This is a genomic window from Streptomyces pactum, assembly GCF_016031615.1.
Classification (GTDB): domain Bacteria; phylum Actinomycetota; class Actinomycetes; order Streptomycetales; family Streptomycetaceae; genus Streptomyces; species Streptomyces pactus.
On sequence record NZ_JACYXC010000001.1, the window covers coordinates 6,755,675 to 6,769,856 of the forward strand.

The 14,182-nt window shown below is 76.1% G+C and carries 14 protein-coding genes; 6 read left to right on the top strand and 8 right to left on the bottom strand.

Going from position 1 to position 14,182, the window contains the following annotated elements; translation table 11 throughout:
• Positions 1–277: 277 nt before the first annotated feature.
• Complete coding sequence (locus IHE55_RS26655; RefSeq protein WP_197991360.1) at positions 278–547, bottom strand: DUF4235 domain-containing protein; 270 nt, start codon at positions 545–547, stop codon at positions 278–280.
• A 297-nt stretch (positions 548–844) separates the two neighbouring features.
• On the opposite strand from IHE55_RS26655, the gene IHE55_RS26660 reads away from it, so the two are divergent.
• Positions 845–1,279, top strand: a complete 435-nt coding sequence (locus IHE55_RS26660) for a YidB family protein (protein ID WP_504740322.1) — start codon at positions 845–847, stop codon at positions 1,277–1,279.
• A gap of 317 nt (positions 1,280–1,596) precedes the next feature.
• Here the strand turns inward: IHE55_RS26660 and IHE55_RS26665 are convergent, their stop codons facing one another.
• Positions 1,597–2,784 (bottom strand): trans-sulfuration enzyme family protein, encoded by a 1,188-nt coding sequence (locus IHE55_RS26665; protein WP_232265710.1) that lies wholly within the window; start codon positions 2,782–2,784, stop codon positions 1,597–1,599.
• Between the two features lie 59 nt (positions 2,785–2,843).
• On the opposite strand from IHE55_RS26665, the gene IHE55_RS26670 reads away from it, so the two are divergent.
• Together IHE55_RS26670 and IHE55_RS26675 are read left to right on the top strand one after the other, a co-directional pair.
• The gene (locus IHE55_RS26670) at positions 2,844–3,320 is read left to right on the top strand and encodes an Lrp/AsnC family transcriptional regulator (RefSeq protein ID WP_197991363.1); all 477 of its coding nucleotides are present in this window, start codon (positions 2,844–2,846) and stop codon (positions 3,318–3,320) included.
• A 381-nt stretch (positions 3,321–3,701) separates the two neighbouring features.
• Positions 3,702–4,610 carry an RNA polymerase sigma-70 factor gene (locus tag IHE55_RS26675; RefSeq protein ID WP_307826830.1) on the top strand — a complete coding sequence of 303 codons (909 nt, stop codon included), beginning with the start codon at positions 3,702–3,704 and terminating at the stop codon, positions 4,608–4,610.
• A 322-nt stretch (positions 4,611–4,932) separates the two neighbouring features.
• Here IHE55_RS26675 and IHE55_RS26680 read toward each other — a convergent pair whose 3' ends face one another.
• From IHE55_RS26680 to IHE55_RS26700, 5 genes are all read right to left on the bottom strand, one after another.
• A complete protein-coding gene (locus IHE55_RS26680; protein ID WP_197991364.1) occupies positions 4,933–5,781 on the bottom strand; it encodes a putative RNA methyltransferase in 849 nt (282 codons plus the stop codon).
• Between the two features lie 463 nt (positions 5,782–6,244).
• Positions 6,245–6,898 carry a snapalysin gene (gene snpA / locus IHE55_RS26685; RefSeq protein WP_197991365.1) on the bottom strand — a complete coding sequence of 218 codons (654 nt, stop codon included), beginning with the start codon at positions 6,896–6,898 and terminating at the stop codon, positions 6,245–6,247.
• 156 nt (positions 6,899–7,054) lie between these two features.
• A complete protein-coding gene (locus tag IHE55_RS26690; RefSeq protein ID WP_197991366.1) occupies positions 7,055–7,561 on the bottom strand; it encodes a Clp protease N-terminal domain-containing protein in 507 nt (168 codons plus the stop codon).
• Positions 7,558–7,782 carry a helix-turn-helix domain-containing protein gene (locus tag IHE55_RS26695; RefSeq protein WP_197991367.1) on the bottom strand — a complete coding sequence of 75 codons (225 nt, stop codon included), beginning with the start codon at positions 7,780–7,782 and terminating at the stop codon, positions 7,558–7,560. The genes IHE55_RS26690 and IHE55_RS26695 overlap by 4 nt, the downstream gene beginning before the upstream one ends.
• A 516-nt stretch (positions 7,783–8,298) precedes the next feature.
• Positions 8,299–8,967: a TetR/AcrR family transcriptional regulator gene (locus tag IHE55_RS26700; protein WP_197991368.1), complete on the bottom strand. Its 669-nt coding sequence runs from the start codon at positions 8,965–8,967 to the stop codon at positions 8,299–8,301.
• Between the two features lie 58 nt (positions 8,968–9,025).
• On the opposite strand from IHE55_RS26700, the gene IHE55_RS26705 reads away from it, so the two are divergent.
• The gene (locus IHE55_RS26705; RefSeq protein ID WP_197991369.1) at positions 9,026–10,477 is read left to right on the top strand and encodes an MFS transporter; all 1,452 of its coding nucleotides are present in this window, start codon (positions 9,026–9,028) and stop codon (positions 10,475–10,477) included.
• Positions 10,474–10,878, top strand: coding sequence for a cupin domain-containing protein (locus IHE55_RS26710; RefSeq protein WP_197991370.1), 405 nt, complete (start codon positions 10,474–10,476; stop codon positions 10,876–10,878). The genes IHE55_RS26705 and IHE55_RS26710 overlap by 4 nt, the downstream gene beginning before the upstream one ends.
• 1,462 nt (positions 10,879–12,340) lie before the next feature.
• Here IHE55_RS26710 and IHE55_RS26715 read toward each other — a convergent pair.
• On the bottom strand, positions 12,341–12,595 hold the full coding sequence (locus IHE55_RS26715; RefSeq protein ID WP_197991371.1) for a WhiB family transcriptional regulator: 255 nt from the start codon (positions 12,593–12,595) through the stop codon (positions 12,341–12,343).
• Between the two features lie 374 nt (positions 12,596–12,969).
• Here IHE55_RS26715 and IHE55_RS26720 point away from each other — a divergent pair, with 374 nt between their 5' ends.
• Positions 12,970–13,794, top strand: coding sequence for a MerR family transcriptional regulator (locus IHE55_RS26720; protein ID WP_197991372.1), 825 nt, complete (start codon positions 12,970–12,972; stop codon positions 13,792–13,794).
• Positions 13,795–14,182: the final 388 nt, after the last annotated feature.

Consider the following 14,182-nt stretch of genomic DNA (forward strand, 5'->3'; position numbering starts at 1 on the left):
CGGGCCGGGGGCCGGTGACCGGGGCGGGCGCCGACTGCCGGAGGTGGCGCGGGCGGCCGAACCGGCGGCCCACCGGGGTGCGGGGCGGTGCCCGCCGTCGTGCGGCGAGGTCCGCCGTCCCGCGGTGAGCACCCACCACGGTGCGGCCCGCGCCGCCGCCTGGCCGGGCTCGGGCGCGCGTACGGGGCGGAGCCGGCGGCCCCGCCCCGTCCGTCGTAGCGCGACCACGGCCGTTGCGAGGTCGTGTGCCGCGGTCCCGGCGCCGCCGGGTGCGCGGTCAGCCCGGCCAGGTGCCGGTCAGCCGCCGGAACCCGGCCGCGCCACCCCGGTTCACCACGGCTTTCACCAGGGCGAAGATCGCGCCCTGCAGTGCGGAGGCGGGCAGCACCTCCCGCCAGGTCCGCTCCTCGTCGGTGGCCTTCGGCGCGTCCCCCTCGTGCCCGGCCATCTTCCACACCTGCTTGAACACGGCCCCGGCGATCACGCCGCCGAGCACCCCGAAGAGCAGGCTCAGTACCTTGTAGACCAGTTTTCCGACCTTACCCATGGGCACAGCACCGGCTCCCGCTCGGATCGATCGACCACACGGGCCCCTCGGCGGACGGGCCCGCTCCCCACGTCGGGGGACGTACGGGTACCCGCCACCACCGAGTCACCCACCAGGGGCGCCGCGCAACCCGTCCCCGGGGCCGACGGTTTGGGCCGTTCGGCGCAGAGCCGCCGCACCCGGGGGGCCGGACGCGCTGCCCACCGCGCCGATCGGCGGGGGTGTGGCTAGATTCGGTCCCGGTACCTCCCCGGCACGGGCGGCGGCCGGCAGCGGCCGCCGCACGCCGGGCCGCGGGTGACGGACGGCGCGAGGAAAGGCACGGCGATGGCGGGAGACGACCTGGGAAGTCTGCTCGACGGGCTGCTCGGCCAAGGGTCCGGGGAGGGGACCGGCGGGATGCTCGCCGCGCTCCTGGGCACGGTCGGCGCGGGCGGCGGCGCGAACCCGCTGAACGGCCTGCTGGAGGAGTTGCGCGACGGCGGCCTGGGGGAGCAGGCGGACTCCTGGGTGGGCACCGGTGAGAACCGGCCGATCAGCGGCCCGGAGCTGGCCCAGGCCCTGCCGTACCAGACGCTGGACCATGTGGCGCGGCAGGCCGGGGTCGGCCCCGAGCAGGCCGCCGACCGTCTCGCCGGAGTGCTGCCGGAGGCGGTGGATCGGCTCACCCCCGACGGCCGGGTGCCGCAGGGCCCGCTGGAGGAGGTCCTCCGCCGGGAGCAGCCGCGCTGAACCGGCCGGGCCCGCCGCACCCGCGGGTTCCGCCGGCTCCACCGGCCCCGCCGCACCCCTTGATCCCGACGGTTCCGCGGGTCCCGCCGCACCCGCTGGTCCCGACGGTCCCGGGCGTGCCGGCCTCTGGATGACGACCCGGTCGCGACGACCACCGCGGCGGCCGGCAGTTCGTGCCGGCCGTCGCGCCGACCCGGTCGCCGGGTGACGACGTGCAACCCCTGACGTACCGACTCCTCACCTGCCGACCGCCGTGGTGGCCCCGGCCGGGGACGGGCACCTCGGCCCGACCGGGGGCCGGGGCCACCACGGGGTTCTCAGCCGGTGTGGGCCCGTTCGGCAGCCGGCCGCTCGTCGTCGGCCCGGCCCGTGCCCAGCGCCTGGTCGAGGTCCCGCCACAGGTCCTCGACGTCCTCCAGTCCCACCGACATCCGCAGCAGCCGGTCCACGACCCCCGCCGACCTGCGGTCGCCCTCGTCCACGATGCGGTGGCTGATCGACGCCGGGTGCTGGATGAGCGTGTCCACGCTGCCCAGGCTCACCGCGGGGGTGATCAGCCGGACACCCGCGATCACCGCGTGCGGGTCGCCGTGCACCTCGAAGGCGACCATCGCGCCGCCGATGCTCGGGTAGTGCACCCGGGCCACCCGGGGGTCGGCGGCCAGCCGCGCGGCCAGCTCGGCCGCGGTCGCCGAGGCGGCGCGGACCCGCACCGGCAGGGTGGCCAGACCGCGCAGCAGCAGGTAACCGGCGAGCGGGTGCAGCACCCCGCCGGTGGTGAAGCGCACCTGGCGCAGCCGCCGCGCGAACTCCTCGTCGCAGGCCACCACCCCGCCCAGCACGTCGCCGTGCCCGCCGAGGTACTTGGTGGCGCTGTGCAGCACGATCCGGGCGCCCCGCTCCGCCGGGCGCTGCAGCACCGGGGTGGCGAAGGTGTTGTCCGCCAGCAGCGGCACCTCGCCGCAGGAGTGGGCCACGGCCCGCAGGTCCAGCTCCGCCAGCGTCGGGTTGGCCGGCGTCTCCACCATCACCAGCCCGGTGTCCGGGCGGATCGCGTCCGCGACGCCCGCCGGATCGACCCAGGTCACCTCGTTGCCCAGCAGCCCGGCGGTGAGCAGGTGGTCGCTGCACCCGTACAGCGGCCGGACCGCGACCACGTGCCGCAGCCCCATGGCGATCCGCACCTGGAGGCAGGCGGTGAGCGCCGCCATCCCGCTGGCGAAGGCCACCGCGCTCTCGGTGCCCTCCAGCCGGGCCAGCGCGGTCTCGAAACGCTCCACGGTCGGGTTGCCCAGGCGGGCGTAGACCGGCGGGCCGTCGAGTGCCGCGCCGGTGGTCGCGAACGCGTCCAGCCGGGCCGCCTCGGCACGGCTGTCGTACGACGGATAGGTGGTGGACAGATCGAGGGGCGGGGCGTGCAGGCCGAGTTCCGCGAGGTCCTCGCGACCGGCGTGTACGGCTTCGGTGGCCAGCGAACGGGGTGTGCCAGCAGCTGTCGTGTCCATGCACGCATGCTGAACAGCCATCGGGGCGTCGCGGGAAATCTCCGTGCTATGTTCGGCCGGTGCCCGATTCCGTCCCTTTGGATCCGGTGGACCTGCACATTCTGCGGCTGTTGCAGAACGATGCCCGGACGACGTACCGCGATCTGGCCGCCGAGGTCGGCGTCGCCCCCTCCACCTGCCTGGACCGGGTGACCCGGCTGCGCCGGGCGGGGGTGATCCTGGGGCACGAACTCCGCATCGACCCCGAGAAGCTCGGCCGGGGGCTCCAGGCGCTGCTGCTGGTACAGGTGCGTCCGCACCGCCGGGAGCTGATCGGACCCTTCGTCGAACGGGTCCGGGCGCTGCCCGAGTCCCGGGCGCTGTTCCACCTCACCGGGCCCGACGACTACCTGGTGCAGGTGGCGGTGACCGGCGCGGCGGACCTCCAGCGTCTGGTGCTGGACGAGTTCACCTCGCACCGGGAGGTGGCCCGGGTGGAGACCCGCCTGATCTTCCAGCACTGGGACTGCGGCCCGCTGCTGCCCCCGCCGGCCTGACCGGCGGACGAGGGGCGCCCGGCGCGCCCCTCGGGGACACCCGGCAGGGCGGGCGCGGGCGCGGGGCGCGGGCCGGTGCGGCGGGCCGACGACATGATCGGCGGACGCCTGTGCGGCCCCGGCGGAGGAACGGACCGGCGGACGTGGCGGCTCGGCGAACGGACCGGCGAACGGCACGGTGAACCGAGGCCGACCGGACACCGACGGGACGCCGACCGGGCGGGAAGGGCACGCGGCGTGCCGCGGCGGGCGGTCGGGCGAGGGTGTGCCGCTACGGCCGGCACGGCGGCGGAGGGGCGCGGCGGGCGGAGGGGGCCCTGCCCCGGCCCAGGTGACGGGCTTTGCTGGACAACCTGCCCCACTCTCCGGTGGGATGGCCGGGTGACATTCTGCGATACCGCCACCGACGTGTTCGAGGAGCACCGCCCGGTGCTGCTGGACGTGGCCTACCGGATGCTGGGCCGCGTCACGGACGCCGAGGACGTCATCCAGGAGACCTGGCTGCGCTGGTCCGGCGCCGACCACGGGCAGGTCCGGGACCCGCGCGGTTACCTGGTGCGCGTCACCACCCGGCTCGCCATCGACCGGCTGCGGCAGGTACAGGCCCGCCGCGAGGCGTACGTCGGCCCCTGGCTCCCCGAGCCGCTCCCCACCGACCTCGGGGCCACCGTTCCGGACACCGCCGAACGCGCCGTGCTCGCCGATTCGGTCTCCTTCGCCGTCCTGGTGGTGCTGGAGTCGCTCTCCCCGCTGGAGCGGGCCGTCTTCGTCCTCCGGGAGGCGTTCGGCTTCCCCTACGGGGAGATCGCCACCGCCCTGGACCGCTCCGAGGCGGCGGTGCGCCAGCTCGCCGGCCGGGCCCGGCGCCATGTCGAGGAGCGCAAGCCCCGGTACACCGTGGACCCGGTGCAGCGGCGGGAGCTGACGGAGAGGTTCATCGCCGCCGCGTCCAGCGGCGACCTGGCCCCGCTGCTGGCACTGCTCGCCCCGGACGTGCGGCTGATCGGCGACGGCGGCGGCAAGGCCCAGGCGCCGCTGCGTGTGCTCGCGACCGCCGACCACATCGGCCGCTTCCTGGCCGGCGCCGCGTCCCGGCTGCCGGCCGCCGAGGTCGTCCTCGTCGAGATCAACGGCGGCCCCGCGGGCCTGGTACTGGTGGACGGCCGGCCCGAGATGGTGTTCAGCCTCGATGTCGCCGACGGCGCGGTGCGGTGCGTCTACGTGGTGCGCAACCCGGACAAGCTCTCCGCGCTGGCGGACCTGCCCGGCTCCCCGGCGGCCGGAGGGTGACCGCCAGAGCGGACCTCCACGGCGGCGGAGAAGCCGCCGACGACGGGACGTGCGCGCCCCGGACGGCGGCCCGGCCTCCGCCGGTGACCGGGCGGACTCCTGCGGTGCCGTGGCGGTGGCCGGCCGGGCCGGGCCGTCGGCGGCGCGAGCACTGACCGGCTGAACGGCGCGCGCCGCCCGCCGATCCGCCGCCGGTCGGCGGGCGTACGGGTGCGCCCACGGTCACCGAGGTGTGTCCGCCACAGGGTTCCACGGGGTGGGCGCCCGCCGGTCACCGGTGCGGGGGCGGTCGGATGCGGACACCGGGGCGTGCGCCCGGGGGTCACCGAATCCGGTAGGCGGTGACCAGCACGGAGACGGTGACCCGGCCGGACGGGAGGCCGTCAGGTTCCAGGTCCGTTCGGCCCACGTGGTGGGCGCTCGGCGTCATCCCCACCAGGTCGGCCGCCTGCTCCCCGGTCAACGGCACGGTGTACTCCACCCGTTCGGTGACCGCGGCCCGGAAGAACGGGTCCAGCGCCCGGTGGAGGCGTTCCTCCTTCGCCGGATCGACCGCGACCATGGCGGGCAGCCGCCCGCGCAGCTCGGCCAGGTGCCGTCCGGTGGGGCGGACCACGACCAGCCGGCCGGCCGGACGGAGCACCCGGCGGAACTCGGCCGGGTTCCGCGGGGCGAACACGTCCAGCACGACATCGGCCACCCCGTCGGCCAGCGGGAAGGGGCGGAAGACGTCCCAGGTCACCGCGGCGGCGCGGTCATGGGCGCGAGCCGCGGCGCGCAGCGCGCGCACCGAGGTGTCCATCCCCAGGCCCCGCGCGGCGGGCAGACGGTCGAGCAGACCGGCCAGGTGGTAGCCCGTGCCGCACCCGGCGTCCAGCACCGTCGCCCGCTCCGGTGCGGCACCGGCCGCCAGCCGGACCGCGGCCGCGCGGAGCGGCGCGTAGGCGCCGGTGGACAGGAAGCGCTCCCGGGCCCGGACCATGGCCCCGTCGTCACCGCTGGTGGCACGGCCGCCGGTCAGCAGACCGGCGTAGCCCTGGCGGGCGATGTCGAAGGTGTGACCCGCCGCGCAGCGCAGCGCGCCGCGGTCGTGGCGCAGGGGGGCGCGGCAGGTCGGGCAGCGCAGCAGGTCGAGGCAGAGCGCGAGGGCAGGGGGAAACGGCACGGGCACGAGGCACTCCTGGTGAGGGGGAGGGAAGAGACCGTGCCCGCGGGCGCTCGGACGTCACCGCCTCCGGAGGAGACGGACGGCGCCGGAACCGTGGTTCACGCGGCGGGCACGCCGAGGAGGGCGATGCCGTCCGGTATCGCCCTCGATGTCTTCCGCTCACACGAAGCAGCAGTGCGGGGTGCTCATGAATGCCACGCCGGGAGTCTACGGGGAGCGCCGCTCCCTACGCCCGGGTGAACCCTCCCGCCCGCGGCCGCCCCGGCCGTCCCGGGTCTCCCGGCCGTCCCGGCTCTTCCGGCGATCGCGAGCGGTGCACCGGCGGCGGCCCGTGCCGCGATCCCGTCGCGCCGGGTCCCGCATGGTCCAGGCGCCGGCGCCGGCGCCGGCGCCGGAACGCCGCGACGCCCGCCCGGCGGAGGCGGGCGGGCGTCGCGGCACGTGTGCGCGCCGTGGTGGAACCGGCTCAGCGGACGGCGACGATACCGTTACGCCACAGGTAGTCCACCCGCGACCGCTCGGTGGAGTTGGGGTAGGCGTTGGTGCAGGAGGGGCCGGGGCCACCACCGGACATCAGCTCGCTGCACGGGCCCGAGTAGTGGTCGGGCAGGCCCAGGACGTGCCCGGTCTCGTGCGTGGTGACCCGGGTGGAGTCGTACGTCTGGTTCTGCCGGTAGTCCAGGAAGATGTACCCCCGGCCGTGGCCGTCGGTGGAGGCGTAGCTGCCCCGGGAGTCGTTGCCCTCGTAGTAGCGGAAGTCGGGGTTGGAGCCCTCCACCAGCTTCACGTTGGTGACCGAGGAGTTCCATATCTGGGTGCTGCGGGCTATCTGGGTGCGGAAGGAGGGGGCGTTGGCCGCGCTGTAGACGACCGTCACCGCGGCGGCGGTGGGGTTGGCGGCGCGCTTCTTCGCCACCGACTTCATCACGGCCTCGTGGAAGGCCTTGGTGGCGGCGGCGTTCTCCTTCGACTGCTCGTACGCGGCGTACGAGGACGTCGCGGCCACCGACGAGGCCGGCGTGTCCTTCTGGGCCGCCGCCTGCGCGGGGACCGTCGCCAGCGAAGCGGCTGCCAGGCCCAGGCCGATGAGGGCGGAGAGGGCGGCTCTACGGTGTTCCATGGGGGGCTCCTACTCGTCCGAGAACGGGTTCGGCACCCCGAATCGTGGGCGACGGCGGGCCCGTTGGGGACTATGTCATCCGGCGATAGCTCCATGGCATAGCCCCCGCCCGCCGCGGCTCCCGGGCGGCCCCGCAAGGCCGTCAGCAGGCCCTTTTCAGGCGGCGAGTTCGGCCCGGGCGGCCTCGCCGAGCGCGGCCGGTTCGATGTCCATGGCGCGCAGCGCGCGCGGCGCCGTACCGTGCTCCAGCCCGGCGACCGCAGCGACGACATGCGCTCCCAGCAGCGGGGACCGGTCGGTCCTGGCGTGCCGGGTGGCCGCCTGGAACGCCTCCTGGGCCGGTGCGGTGGCCCGCATCGCTCCGCGTTTGGGGGACCGGTTGCGTGCCACCTCGGTGTCCAGCGCCGCCTCGTCGGCCACCCGGACGCCGGCCGCCGCCAGCGCCTCGGCGTGGACCCGCGCCACGGCGGCGCCGAAGGCGTCGGGGTCCGCGCCGAGCCGCCCGAAGGCCCGGCGCGCGGTGCCGTCGGGGAGCCGCAGCGCGGCCAGCAGCAGGTGCTCGGGCCCGGGCATCGGCTCGCCGGCCTCCAGCGCCAGGTCCTCGGCGGTGTTGAGCAGCGTGTTCATCGTGCTGACGTCCTGGAAGGGACGGGACAGTCTCATGAATTCCCCTTGTCACGGGTCACGGCACGGGCGTGCCGCTGATGTGCTGCCTGCCGGGTGATGCCCAGCGCCTGGGCGATCTGCGCCCAGCTCCACCCCTGTCCGAGGGCGCGTGCCACGGCCGCGCGTTCCAGGCGGTCCGCGAGGCGCCGGAGCGCCACCACCGAGGCGAGCGCGGCGGCGGGGTCGTCAGGAGGGGGGACGTCAACCGGTCCACTCATGCCGTCAAAAATAATTGACACTTCGCCAGCGGTCAACGGGAAAACCGCAGTTGGTGGTGGATGGATCGGTGAGCGAAGGCAGGGGCGTCAAGTGAGTTGGACACGGGAGGCGAGACATCGCGACGGGGTGGGAGCGGAGGCGGAGCGGGTGTGGGGGCGGAGGGGGGTGGTGCAACGGTCGGTGCCCTGGACGGTGCCGGGGCGCCGACCGGTGGCCGGTGGTCGGCCGTGCGGGCTCGACGATGGGGGCGGCGGCCGGCGCCCCGCCCGGGCGTCGGCGACCGCGGTGGCGGCGGGACGGGAGCCCCGCGGAACCGGCGGCGGCAATAGGGTGGGGCCGCCGTGAGGGCGCCGGCGACCGGGGCGGGCCGGGTGTGAAGCGCGCCGAGGAGGGGGAGCGGGTCCGGCCCCGCCCCCGTACCGCTGCGGCCCGCGGCGCGTGCGGCGGTCCCGCGTGGCTCGGTCCCGTGTGCCGGACCCGTGCGCGAGTCGCGAGCGGACCCCGGTGACGGGGCGTCAGCGCCCGGCGGTGAGGCCGTCCACCAGGGCCCGAAGTCCGTCCTGGTAGGTGTCCTCGGCGGTCAGCGGCGCCCAGCGGTCCGCGACCTGCGCCAGGCGGGGCAGCTCGGCCGGGTCGAGGCCGGCGAAGACCTGCTCCCGGTAGGTCGCGCGGTCGTCGTCCGCGCGCCGGCGGGCGGCCGTCGTCCTCACCACGATCTCTCCGGCGGTGTAGTACCAGATCGCGCGGTAGCCGTGCACGGCCCGGTCGGGGGAGAGGCCGCACGCGACCAGACCGTCCACGATCTGCTCGACGAACCACAGCGCGGAGGTGGACATCAGGTCGTCGGCGGTCAGCACCTCCACGATCCAGGGGCAGGCGGCGAGCGCCTCGTGGATCGCGGTGGCGGCGGCGACGACCCGCTCCCGGGGCTCGCCGGGCAGTTCGGGCCGGCGCAGTGTCCGGGTGGCGTAGTCGTCCAGCAGCAGGACGAGCAGCTCTTCCTTGTCGCGTACGTGGTGATACAGCGCCATGGGGGTGCTGCCGACCTCCGTGGCCAGCCGCCGCATGGTCAGCCGGCCCACTCCCTCCTCGGTCACGATCCGGCGCGCCGTGCCGATGATCTCCTCGCGCGAGATGCGGGGCGGCCGGCCTCGGGGTCTGCGCGGTGCGGGCGGTTGCGACATGGCTCCATCATCCCCCAGGGCTCGACAGCGGAGATCTTCCGGCGCTACATTTTTTTACATGTATAGAAACTCTCCGGGAAAACCCGGTGTGGTGCTGGCGGCAGCCGCCGTCGCGCAGTTCGTGGTCGCGCTGGACATGTCCGTGGTCAACGTCGCGCTGCCCGAGATCCGCGCCGCCCTGGGCTTCGCGCCGCTCGACCTGTCCTGGGTCGTGCATGCCTACGCGCTCACGTTCGGCGGCTTCCTGCTGCTGGGGGGACGCGCCTGCGACCTGTACGGCCGGCGCCGGATGTTCGTCCTGGGACTGGCCGTCTTCGGGCTGTGTTCGCTGGCGGGCGGGCTGGCCCAGGAGCCGTGGCAGCTGATCGCGGCCCGGGCCGGGCAGGGCCTGGGTGCCGCCGCGGCCGCACCCGCCGCACTGGCGATGCTCACCACCACCTTCGCCGAAGGCCCCGGGCGTGTCCGCGCCCTCGGGGTGTGGAGCGCGGTGAACGCCGCGGGCGGCGCACTGGGCGTGCTGGCGGGCGGGCTGCTGACCGAGTACGCGGGCTGGCGCTGGGTCATGCTGATCAACCTGCCGGTCGTCGTGGCGGCTCTCGCGCTCGTCGCCGCGGGGGTGCCCGCCGGGGCGCCGTCCGCGCGGGGCGAGCGGCTGGACGCACCGGGCGCCGTGCTGGCGACGGGCGGGGTCGGGCTGCTGGTCCTCGGTGTCGTGCGCACCGACACCGTGGGCGCGGGGTCCCCGGTCACCTGGGTGACCCTCACCGCCGCGGCCGTCCTGCTGGTCGCCTTCGTCCTCGTCGAAGCCAGGACCGCCGCACCGCTGCTCCGCCTCGGCCTGCTGCGCAGCCGCTGGGTCACCGGCGCGAACGTCCTGGTGTTCCTGGCCGCGGCCGGGCAGTTCTCGGCGTTCTACTTCGTCTCCCTCTACATGCAGCAGGTCCTGGGCATGGGGGCCGCGGCGACCGGTGTCGCGTTCCTGCCCTTCTCCCTGGGCCTGGTCGCGGGCACCGTGGTCGCGACCCGCGTCACCGTGGCCCGCTCCCCGCGGGCGTCGCTGGTGCCCGGCGCCCTGCTGGCCGCCGTGGGCCTGGCCTGGTTCGCCCGCATCAGCCCCGGTGGCGGCTTCCTCACCGACGTGCTCGGCCCGTCCCTCGTCACCGCCGTCGGCGCCGGACTGGTCCTGGCGCCGGTCGCCGCCGCCGCGACCACCGGCGTCGCCCCGCGCGAGGCCGGTACGGCCTCCGGCCTGATGAACAGCTCCCGCCAGCTCGGCGGCTCCATCGGACTGGCGGCCCTGGCCACCGTCGCCACCCACCGCACCGGCACGGCCTCCGACCCCGCCGCGCTCAACGACGGCTACGCCCTGGGCCTGGCCGTCTCCGCCGCCGTCTTCGTGCTCGCGGCGGTCGTGGCGATCGGCGTGCTGCCGCGCCGCCGGGCCGCCGCACCGACCCCGCATCCCACCGCCACCACGGAGCACCAGTTGGAAGGAACGCCCTCACGATGACGACCACCACCGTCGACCTGTTCGCCTCGGCACTCCACCTCCACCCCGGCGGCGATGTCCGGGCCGCCGGACGGCAGATGGCCGGCAGCGGCTCCGGCGCCTGGCAGATCGCCACGTTCCACGTGGAGACCGACGCCGATGTGCACGCCGACCACTGGGAGATGCACCCGGAGGCCGAGGAGGCGGTGTGCTGCCTCACCGGCGGCGTCCGCCTCTACTTCCGTCCCGGATCGCCGGGCGGCGCCGAGGACATGGTGCGGTTGCCGGCCGGCACCGCGGTGATCATCCCCCGTGGCCGCTGGCACCGCCTGGAACTGGACGCCCCCAGCGATCTGATGTCGGTCACCGTGCGCAGCGGCACCCGCATGGAGAAGCGCACCGATTCCCCCGGCTGCCGCTGAACGGAAGGCGGCCCGGCAACCGCGCCGCCGGGCCGCCACGCGCCCGGCCCCGACGCGTGGACGGCGCCTGATGGTGCGGCTGCCCCGGCGGCGTGGCGGCGCCCGGTGGTGCGGCGGTGTCCGACGGGTGCCGACGCCCGGCGACGCGGAGGGCATGGAGACGATGGCCGGCAGCCGGCAGCCGGCAGCCGGCGGTCGGCGCTCGGCGCTCGGCGGCACGGGAATGGGACCGGGCCGGCGGCCGCTGCCGGGTGGGGCGCTGCCCGGCGACGATCGACGGCAAAGGCTTCTTTGCCGGGCAATTGGTTGGATGTCGCTGTTTATCGGGGCGAAACCCGGTCAGGCGTACGACAGACGAGGAGTGCGGTCCGGAGGGGACCGGCCCCCGGCCCCACCCGGCCGGGCTCTCGTCTCGGTACAGACCCGGCCGCCGTGACGCCCGACTCCGGCGGCCGGGGAACTCTTCTCCCTCCTTCGGCCGCGCCCGAGGGGTGCGTCCACCGTGCCCATGCGCCCGCCGGATAACTGCGGCGGCCGCGCCCGGGCGGGAGCGGCCCTGCGAAAGCCCCGGAACCCCGTGGCCCGTGACCCCGGCCACGGGGTTCCGGGGCCGGGCAGCCGTGCCCGGTGGGAAGCCGTGTGCGCGTGCGCCGCGCGCCATGGCGCGGCGCAGGATCACGGCGCAGGATCACGGCGGTGCGGGTCCCCTCCTGACGTCCGGTGTGCCCTGCCGGTGCCGCGCGGCCGACGTTCTCTCGCGCGGAGTTCCACGGTTCCACGGCGGCCGGTACGCCGGGCCCGGCAGGGGGGCGCGTCACACGGCGGGCGGGCCGGGGAGCGGCGGGGTGCTCCGCGCCCGGTGGTGGCGAGCCGGTGGAAGCCCCGACGGGGAGGCCGGGCCGGGCCCCGGCGCGGGGACGCGGCGGGTGCGGCGCCACGGACGACCGCCCGGGACCGTGCCGCCGGGCGGGACGTGACGGACGGTGCGGAGTACAGGCGGCCGGCCGGCCGTCGCGGCGGGTGGTGTCGCCGGTGGGCCCGAGGGCGAGCGGGGCGGCGGCGTGACCGTCCCCGGCCCCGCGGCGCCCGCGACCCCGCGGAAAGGCGCCCGTGATGCTCGCGGACCATGGCCGGCGGTGCTCCACCGGCCGGGTTCCCCGGCCCGTTCCCTCGGCCGGGTTCTCTCGGACCCGTCCCGCCGGGCGCGTTTTCCCGGACCCGTTCCGTCGGCCCGGGGAGCCGCCGTCAGGGGCAGCGCCCTCAGCGGAAAACGCTCATGGGACGTCAGGCGGAGGAGGTACGGGATGCGCGGGGTGCACCGCGCACGAGGTGCCGAGTGACGAGGTGCCCCGTACGCGGTCCGCCGCGCACCGGCCCCCGGTCGTGCGCCGTGCGGTGTGCCGCGGTGCTCGTGGTGCCCGTGGTCGTCATGGTCCGGCCGGGCCGGACGGCGGAGGCGGCCTCAGGCCGCCCGCTTGCGGGCCCGGTTCGCCCGCCGGATGAGCGCCCGGCGTTCCTCCTCGCCGGTACCGCCCCAGACGCCGTTCTCCTGCCCGGACTCCAGGGCCCAGGACAGGCACTGCTGCATCACCGGGCACCGCCGGCAGACCGCCTTGGCCTCCTCGGCCTGGAGCAGCGCCGCCCCTCCGGTGCCGACCGGGAAGAACAGATCGGGGTCCTCGTCCCGGCACGCCGCGTTGTGCCGCCAGTTCGTCATTGTTCCCTCTCCTCGCCGGTTGGTCAGGGTGAGAAAGGTCCGGCCCGTTCCCCCTCCCGGTACGGCGGGCCGTCCTCAGTCGTGGGGAGACCCGGACCGGGTCCGGTACCCCGGGCGCCCGGGCGGCCCGACGGCCGCCGGCGCCCGGCGCGGGTGTTCGCTTCCGGAGGTCCGGTACTTCCTCCCGGACGGACGGTCCGCCGTCCGGGCCATTGCTCCCCGACAACGCGCCTGCCCCGGCCCGTGCCCACCATGCCCCGGCATCCGCCACGCGTTCCCGTCACGGGGCAGAACGTCCCGTGCCCGACGGCACCTCCCCGCCCCGGACCGGCCCTTGACCCTCTCCCCGTGTGAGGCCCTGTACTGGGACGACCATGTTCACCATCGGAGAATTCGCCAAGCACGGCAGCGTCTCGGTCCGGATGCTGCGGCACTACGACGCCATCGGACTGCTGAGCCCGGCGTACACCGCCCCGGGCACCGGCTACCGCTACTACCAGGCCGCGCAACTCGCCCGCCTCAACCGGGTGATCGCGCTCAAGGAGCTGGGTTTCACCCTCGACCAGGTGCGGTCCATCCTCGACGGCCGGGTCACCGCCGAGGAGTTGCGCGGGATGCTGCGGCTGCGGCAGGCCGAACTGGAGACGGCCGTCGCCCGGGCGCGGGCCGGCCTGGTCCAGGTCGCGGCGCGCCTGCGCAGCATCGAGGAGGAGGGCGCGATGCCCGCCGAGGAGGTCGTGGTCAAGCCGCTCGCGCCGCTCCGCCTTGCCGAACTGACCGGTACCGCCGCGAGCTTCGACCCCCGGGACGTCTCGCCGGTGATCGGCCCCCTCTTCACCGGTCTGTGCCACCGTCTGGACACGGCCGGAGTGGCTCCCACCGGCCCCGGCGTCGCGCTGTACGAGGACGCCGAGGACGGCACGATCACCGTACGGGCCGGACTCCCGGTCACCGCGGCCGAGGTGCCCGGGGCACCGGAGGTGCGGATCGTGGAGCGGCCCGGCGTCGAGCGGGCCGCCACCGTCATCCACCGCGGCCCCATGGACGACGTGGTGTCCACCGCACAGCGGCTGGCGCGCTGGATCGACGCCGGCGGCCACCGGGCCGCCGGGTACCCACGGGAGGTGACCCTCGCCGCCCCCGAGGACCCCGCCGGATGGGTCACCGAACTCCAGCAGCCCCTCGCCGCCCCGCACTGACCCGCGGCGACCCCGCGCCCCGGACACTCCGCGACCCGCCGCTCCTCGGACCCGGCCCCCCTCCGGCCGCCGCCCTTCTCGGCCCCGGCCGCTCCCCGACCCGGGTCCCGGGCCCCGGGACCCGGCTGTACCGGAATCTCCGGCCCGCCGCGCCCTGGGGCGCGGCCGCGGTGCCCCGGCGGTGCGCCCGTCCCGAAGCTCCGTGCACCCGGTGTTCCGCCGGCGCCCCCCACCGTGCGCCGCCCCGGCCCGACCCGGACCGGCCCTGCCCCGCACTGCCCAGGTCCCCACCACCGGCCTGCCGGTCCGCCGGCCTCGACCCGAACGTTCCGCCCCACGAGCCCCGCCCGCCCGGCGAGTCCCGCCCACCCCGCAAGTCCCGCCCGTT